7 protein-coding genes are annotated in these 7,250 nt (G+C 66.2%); all 7 read left to right on the plus strand.

Annotated elements, in window-relative coordinates; genetic code table 11:
• On the plus strand, positions 1-424 hold a 424-nt coding region (locus VK519_RS03980; protein ID WP_324347844.1), incomplete at its 5' end, for an isocitrate/isopropylmalate family dehydrogenase.
• A gap of 23 nt (positions 425-447) precedes the next feature.
• Positions 448-2,178 carry a dihydroxy-acid dehydratase gene (gene ilvD, locus VK519_RS03985; RefSeq protein ID WP_324347850.1) on the plus strand — a complete coding sequence of 577 codons (1,731 nt, stop codon included), beginning with the start codon at positions 448-450 and terminating at the stop codon, positions 2,176-2,178.
• A 50-nt stretch (positions 2,179-2,228) separates the two neighbouring features.
• Positions 2,229-3,248 (plus strand): ketol-acid reductoisomerase, encoded by a 1,020-nt coding sequence (ilvC, locus tag VK519_RS03990; RefSeq protein WP_324347845.1) that lies wholly within the window; start codon positions 2,229-2,231, stop codon positions 3,246-3,248.
• A 95-nt stretch (positions 3,249-3,343) separates the two neighbouring features.
• Positions 3,344-5,218, plus strand: coding sequence for a biosynthetic-type acetolactate synthase large subunit (gene ilvB, locus VK519_RS03995; RefSeq protein ID WP_324347846.1), 1,875 nt, complete (start codon positions 3,344-3,346; stop codon positions 5,216-5,218).
• A gap of 2 nt (positions 5,219-5,220) precedes the next feature.
• Positions 5,221-5,673 carry an acetolactate synthase small subunit gene (ilvN, locus tag VK519_RS04000; RefSeq protein WP_324347847.1) on the plus strand — a complete coding sequence of 151 codons (453 nt, stop codon included), beginning with the start codon at positions 5,221-5,223 and terminating at the stop codon, positions 5,671-5,673.
• 158 nt (positions 5,674-5,831) lie between these two features.
• The gene (locus VK519_RS04005) at positions 5,832-7,001 is read left to right on the plus strand and encodes a hypothetical protein (protein ID WP_324347848.1); all 1,170 of its coding nucleotides are present in this window, start codon (positions 5,832-5,834) and stop codon (positions 6,999-7,001) included.
• Entirely contained in the window at positions 6,983-7,135 is a 153-nt protein-coding gene (locus VK519_RS04010; protein WP_324347849.1) for a hypothetical protein, read from the plus strand. Before VK519_RS04005 ends, VK519_RS04010 begins: the two co-directional genes overlap by 19 nt.
• Positions 7,136-7,250: the final 115 nt, after the last annotated feature.

Below are 7,250 nucleotides of genomic sequence, written 5' to 3' on the forward strand. Positions count from 1 at the left end.
TCTACTCGTCGATGCGTGTGCGATGCATCTGCTGCAGCGTCCTGCGTCGTTCGACGTGATCGTCACCGAGAACATGTTCGGCGACATCCTCACCGACGAAGGCGCCGTGCTTGCCGGTTCCCTCGGGCTGTTGCCCTCCGCATCGCTGGGAGAGAAACCCTGCGGCCTGTACGAGCCGATCCACGGCTCGGCACCGGATATAGCCGGCAAGGGCCTGGCCAATCCGCTGGGCACCATCCTGTCCACGGCGATGCTGCTGCGCCATTCGCTGAACCTGCCCACCGAGGCGGCGCTCGTGGAAGCCGCCGTCGACGCCGTGCTTGAGCACGGCAACCTCACCCGCGACGTCGGCGGCACGGCCAGCACGCAAGACGTGCTGGGCGCCGTGCTCGATGCCTGCAACGCGAAAGCGGAGGCTGCATGAATACGAAGAAGATCCCCATCGCGCTGCGCAGCGACGCCATCAAGACCGGGCCGGACCGCGCACCGGCACGCGCCATGCTGCGAGCCACCGGCCTGGACGACGAGGCCATCGCCCGTCCGATGGTAGCCATCGTGCACAGCTGGTCCAACGTCTCCCCCTGCAACCTCAACCTGCGCGATCTTGCCGAGGCCGCCGCCGAGGGCGTGCGTGCAGCCGGCGGCACCCCGGTGGAGTTCAACACCATCGCGGTCACCGACGGCATCGCGATGGGCACCACGGGGATGCGCGCATCGCTGGTGAGCCGTGAGCTGATCACCGACTCGATCGAACTGGCGGTGGACGGCCACTGCCTGGATGCGATGGTGGTGCTGTGCGGTTGCGACAAGACCATTCCCGCCGCGGCGATGGCGCTGGCACGGCTGGATATTCCCGGCGTGGCGCTCTACGGCGGCAGCATCGACCACGGCACCCACAACGGCAAGTCCATCACCGTGCAGGAGGTGTTCGAAGCCGTCGGTGCGCATGGTGCGGGCAAGATCGACGATGCCGAGCTTGCCGACGTCGAGCGCCACGCCTGCCCTGGTGCTGGCGCCTGCGGCGGCCAGTTCACCGCCAACACCATGGCCATGGTGCTGACCACGCTGGGCCTCACTCCCGTGGGCCTGAACGACATCGCCGCCACGGATCCTGCCAAGCGTGATGCGGCGCGCCGCTGCGGCGAACTTGCCATGGAAAACCTGATCGCCGGCCGCAAGCCGCGCGATATCCTCACCCGCGCCGCCTTCGACAATGCCGCACGCATGGTAGCCGCCACCGCTGGTTCCACCAATGCGGTGCTGCACCTGCTGGCCATCGCCCACGAAGCGCGCGTGGCGCTATCCATCGAGGACTTCGAACCCGCCTCGGTGCACACGCCGGTGATCGCCGATTTGAAACCCGGCGGCAAGTACAGCGCGGTGGAACTCACCGCCGCCGGCGGCACCGCCATCGTGGCGCAGGAACTGCGCAAGGCCGGCATGCTGAAAGACACCCCCACCGTCACCGGCCACACCCTGTTCGCCGACCTCGACGCAGCGCCCGCGGCCACCGCCGGCCAGGACGTGGTGCGCACGGTCGCCAACCCGATCAAGCCGCGGGGCGGCTACAGCATCCTCTACGGCAACCTCTCGCCTGAAGGCTGCATCCTCAAACTCGCCGGCCACGGTCGTACCAGCCATGCGGGCCCCGCCCGCGTGTTCGAAAGCGAGGAACAGGCGTTCGCCGCCGTGCAGGCGGGCAGGATCCGTGCCGGCGACGTGATGGTGATCCGTAACGAAGGCCCCGCCGGCGGTCCCGGCATGCGCGAGATGCTGGCTGTTACCGCGGCGCTGGTGGGCCGCGGCCTCGGCAACGACGTGGCGCTGATCACCGATGGCCGCTTCAGCGGCGCGACGCACGGCTTCATGGTGGGCCACATCGCCCCGGAGGCTGCCCGTGGGGGACCCATCGCACTGCTGCGCGAGGGCGATGCGATCTTCATCGACTTAGGTACCCGTGAACTTCGCACCGACGCAGACCTCGCCGCGCGCCGCGGCAGTTGGCGTCCGCCGGCACCGAAGGTCACCCGCGGCGCGTTGGCAAAGTTCGCAAGGCTCGTCGGCTCGGCCGCCGAGGGCGCGGTGACCACCGCCTTCGAGGACACCGAAGCGCCGGTGCCTGCCAGTCGCCCCGTTCGCGACGAAGAACGTCTTACCCAGGCCTTGATCGGCAATTGAAGACTCACGGCACCCTAAGCCGCCCCAAGATGCATCTTCCGGAGAATGTAATGACCGATACGCAAGCCACTACCGCCCCTCTCGCCCGCGCGCGCATTGCCGTGCTCGGTTACGGAAGCCAGGGCCGCGCGCACGCGCTGAACCTCAAGGACTCCGGCCTCGACGTCGTGGTGGGCCTGCGCCCCGGCGGCCCTTCGTGGAACCGCGCCTACGTCGACGGCTTCGCCGTGGCCGAGCCCGGTGAAGCGGTGCGCGGCGCCGACCTCGTGGCCGTGCTCACGCCGGACATGGTGCAGCCGGACCTCTACCGCCACGCCATCGAGCCCAACATCAAGCCGGGCGCGGCCTTGCTGTTCGCCCACGGCTTCAACATCCATTTCGGCCAGATCAAGCCGCGCGAGGATATCGACGTGGTGCTGGTGGCGCCCAAGGGCCCGGGCGCGCTGGTGCGCCGTGAGTATGAGATCGGCCGCGGCGTGCCGTGCCTCTTCGCCGTGCACCAGGATGCCACCGGCAAGGCAGCGGAGAAGGCCCAGTCGTATGCCGCGGGTATCGGCGGCGCACGCGCCATGCTGATCGAGACCGACTTCAAGGAAGAAACCGAGACCGACCTCTTCGGCGAACAGGCCGTGCTTTGTGGCGGCGCCACGGAGCTGGTGATCAAGGGCTTCGAAACCCTCACCGAAGCCGGCTACCGCCCGGAAATCGCCTACTACGAGGTGATGCACGAGCTGAAGCTGATCGTCGACCTGTTCTACGAAGGCGGCATCAAGCGGATGCTGGAATTCGTCTCCGAGACCGCCCAGTACGGCGACTATACGCGCGGCCCGCGGGTGATCGACGCCAGCACCAAGGAGCGCATGAAGGAAGTATTGAAGGAAATCCAGGATGGCACCTTCGCCAGGGAATGGACCGCCGAATACCAGGCCGGCCTTCCCAACTACAAGAAATTCAAGCAAGCCGACCTTGACCATCCGATCGAGAAGGTCGGCGCGGCGCTCCGTGCCCGCATGCCGTGGTTGCAGGGTTCGAAAGACCCGACCCCGGCGGCACCCGCGGCAACACCATGACGCACCCGCGCCGGCGTGCATGCATGCCGGCGCGTACGGCGTTCGCCAGGAAGCACTCCGATCTCCTTGACGAAAGCTTTCCCCAAAGGACTCATGTGAACGCGCAACTGGACACCCCCGGCGACATTAGCCCCATCAAGACCCATCCCCGCGCAGGGCAGGCGCTGACCGGTGCCGACGTCGTGGTGCAGGTACTGGCCGACGAAGGCCTGGATGTACTGTTTGGTTATTCCGGTGGCGCCATCCTGCCGGTGTACGACGCGATCTTCCGTCACAACCTTGAAAACCTCCGGGCGGACGGCAGCGAGCCGCTGCCGCTCATCGTCCCTGCCAATGAACAGGGCGCGTGCTTCATGGCCGCAGGTTATGCACGCGCCTCGGGAAAGGTGGGTGCGGCCCTGGTCACGTCGGGCCCCGGAGCCACCAACGCCGTTACCCCAGTGCGCGACTGCACCGCCGATTCCATCCCGCTGGTGGTGATCAGCGGCCAGGTGCCCACCGCGGCCATCGGCACCGATGCCTTCCAGGAGGCGCCGATCAGCACCATCATGGGTGCCTGCGCCAAGCACGTGTTCCTGGTGACCGATGCCAACGCCCTCGAAGCCACCTTGCGCACGGCGTTCTACCTCGCCCGCAGCGGACGTCCTGGCCCGGTGGTGGTGGATATTCCCAAGGACGTGCAAAACACCCTCGTTACCTTCCAGGGTGAAGGGCAGCTGCCGGTGCCCGGTTATCGCGCGCGCCTGCGCGCCATCGAGAAGGCACCGCTCAGCGACGCGCGCTGCGCGGAATTCTTCGCCGCGCTCAAGGCATCGAGCCGGCCGCTGATCTACGCCGGCGGCGGCATTGTCGCCGACGGGGCCCGCGATGCGTTGCGCGATTTCGCGCACAGCTTCGGCCTTCCCGTGACCACCACGCTGATGGGCATCGGCGGCTACGACACCACCGATCCGCTCGCCCTGCACATGCTGGGCATGCACGGCACGGCCTATGCCAACTATGCGGTGGACGACTGCGATTTCATCTTTGCGCTCGGCGCCCGTTTCGACGATCGCGTGGTGGGTGTGCCTGGCAAGTTCGCACCGAGGGCGCGGACCATCGCACAGATCGACATTGACCCCGCGGAAATCGGCAAGGTCATGCGGGCCGATTGGTTCCATGCCGGCACATTGCGCAAATCGCTTGAGCACCTGCGTGCGTGGGGCATTGCCCATGGATTCCAGGCCGATTATTCCGCCTGGCATGAACACATCGCGCAGCTGAAGTCCCGCCACCGACTCAACTACGACCGGCAAAGCCCGCTGATCCAGCCCTACGCGGTGATCGAAGCGATCAACCGCATCACCAAAGGACACGCCATCATCAGTACCGGCGTGGGTCAGCACCAGATGTGGTCGGCGCAGTACTTCGATTTCCGCGAACCCCGCCGCTGGCTCACTTCCGGATCCATGGGAACGATGGGCTTCGGCTTGCCCGCCGCCATCGGCGCGCAGTTCGCGCGGCCGGACCTGGTGGTGATCGACGTCGACGGCGACGCTTCGATCCGCATGAACCTGGGGGAACTGGAAACCGTCACCACCTACAACCTGCCGGTAAAGGTCGTGGTGCTGAACAACGTCGGTGACGGCATGGTTCGGCAGTGGCAGAAACTCTTCTTCAAGGGAAGGTTCTCAGCTTCCGACAAAAGCTTGCACAAGAAGGATTTCGTCAAGGCCGCCGAGGCCGATGGCTTCGGCTGGGCACGGCGCCTGGACGATCCGGCGGCCATCGAATCCACCATCGCCCAATTCCTTGCTTTCGAAGGCCCGGCCTTCCTTGAAGTCATGATTGACCCCGATGCCGGCGTTTACCCCATGGTCGGCCCCGGCGCCTGCTATGCCGAGATGGTCACTGGCGACTTCATCGCCAATCGTAGTGCGGCGCCGGTCGTACCGTCGCCGGCGGATACCAGCCCCACGGGGATGTTCTGAGCATGAGGCATCTGATCTCGATCCTGCTGCAGAACGAAGCCGGCGCACTGGCGCGCGTGGCGGGCCTCTTCGCAGCGCGCGGCTACAACATCGAATCGCTCACCGTGGCGGCCACCGGCGATGAGGAAGCTTCGCGGCTTTCACTGGTGGTGTATGGCGACGACGCCGTGGTGGAACAGATCGTCAAGCAATCACGCAAGCTGGTGGACGTGATCACCATCGAGGAGCTCACCACCCGCGAGCACGTGGAGCGCGAGCTGGTGGTCGTGCGCTTCGCAGCCTCGGGGCTTGCCTGGGCCAACAGCCACGCGCGCGTGCTTACCAGCGGTGGCGACCACTGCGTGGCCGAATTCAGCGGCCATGCCGACGATGTGGATGATTTCCTCGCCCAACTCGCTACCCAGGCCACGGTGCACGACGTGGCGCGCAGTGGACTGGCCGCGCTCGCTTCCTAGGATTTTTCCGACAGGTTTGCTGCCTCGGCCGGGCGATTCCTGGTCGCGGCGGTTTGGATGCGTGCGTAGGGTCGGACTTCCTTAGCCAAGCCTACGACTCCCGCATGCCCTCTTCCGTTGCTCCCCACAGCTGCTGTGTCCTGCAAAACATTCGCCCCTTGCCTGAGCAGGTCGGCGAAACCTTCTGCATCCAGAGTAATGACCACATCGCCGTCCCGGTAGAGGCGATGGTCGACGTCAGCAATGTACCCAGCTCGCTCCGGAAGGCGGTGTCGGCGGTGCTGGACAACCCTGACATGGCCCAACGCATTGCCGGCGAGCTAGCCATGGCAGGGGTATCCGCCGACGAGCTGGAGATCCTCCTCGATCGCGCCGTGGGTCGCGATGCCTGGACCAACGTCGCACGCTATGCGCTACGCGACGGTTTTCCCTCAGGCCTGGTGACGCTGGCGCTTAACCTCTGGGGCTTCGAGGGATTTGCCCAGTTCACGGGCGATACCTCCGCAGCGGCCGCCCTGTACGGCGCCAGCCTCGGCTCGGCGATCGTCGTGCTCGATGAAGTGTTCCGGCACATGTTCGAAGGCATGACATACACACCGGCAGAGCTGGCTTCGGCCGTACCGCTGGCGCCGTATCTCGCCGCCACGACGCTTCCGTTGACGTTCCGCAACATCGTGCGCGCACTTGCCCATGTGTCCCTGGTGCTGGCCGGCAGGCCGAAACTCGTGGCCGATGTCGACAACGGCATTGAAGTTGTGGGCGGCATGCTTGCCACCATGACGACGGGCCATGCGATGGAGCGGCTTTCCCTTCCCGGGGAGCGCGAACGCCAGCGCGGGATATTGATGCGTGAAGATCTGGTTTCCGTCGTCGGGCAACTTCGCGATGGACGCGCAGCCCACACAGGCCGCCTTGCCCGGCAGGCTGGATGGGCGGCGCTAGGCGCCGTCCTGGATGTACCTGCGGGCCTGCGCAAACTCGCTACACCGGTGGGGGTCGTCACGGTGGCAACGCTCGCCGCCTTTGTGCCGGCGGCGGTAACCGCCATGGCCGCCACCCGGGACGCCATTCACGACGACACCCCAGGGGTCCCGGAGGCGGCCGCGGAATTGGCACGCGTGGTCGTATTGTCTTCCGCCTATCTTCTGCTTGCCGGGAGCGCCCGCTATGCCGCCCCGGCATTTGGCACGGTTGGCGCCTCCTTCAAGCGTGTGGGAAGCGCCTGCCTTACCGCAGCATCACGAATGACTTCCAACCACTTCACGCCGCCTCCGGGATGGTATGGACTTCCCCACCCGAGGAAATCCCCATGCCCAACAACCCCATGAACCCCCAGCCACCCATCGCCGAACCCGGCAAGGAACGTCCTGATAGCGACATGCGGGAACCGGGCCACTACAAGCCCGAGCACGACGCCGATCCGGAGGTGGGCGATCAAGAAGTCGATGAAGATGAGATCTGACGCTTAACCGTGACATCGCGCGGCGCTAGACTCATGCCGATGAGTCCGCCGCGCAAACCGCGCCGTCGCCCCGCGACCGCCGCCACCAGGAAAGACCCGGTCCGCAAGCCGCAAG

Origin of the sequence: Pinirhizobacter sp. (assembly GCF_035317885.1) — a bacterium.
Classification (GTDB): domain Bacteria; phylum Pseudomonadota; class Gammaproteobacteria; order Xanthomonadales; family Rhodanobacteraceae; genus Pinirhizobacter.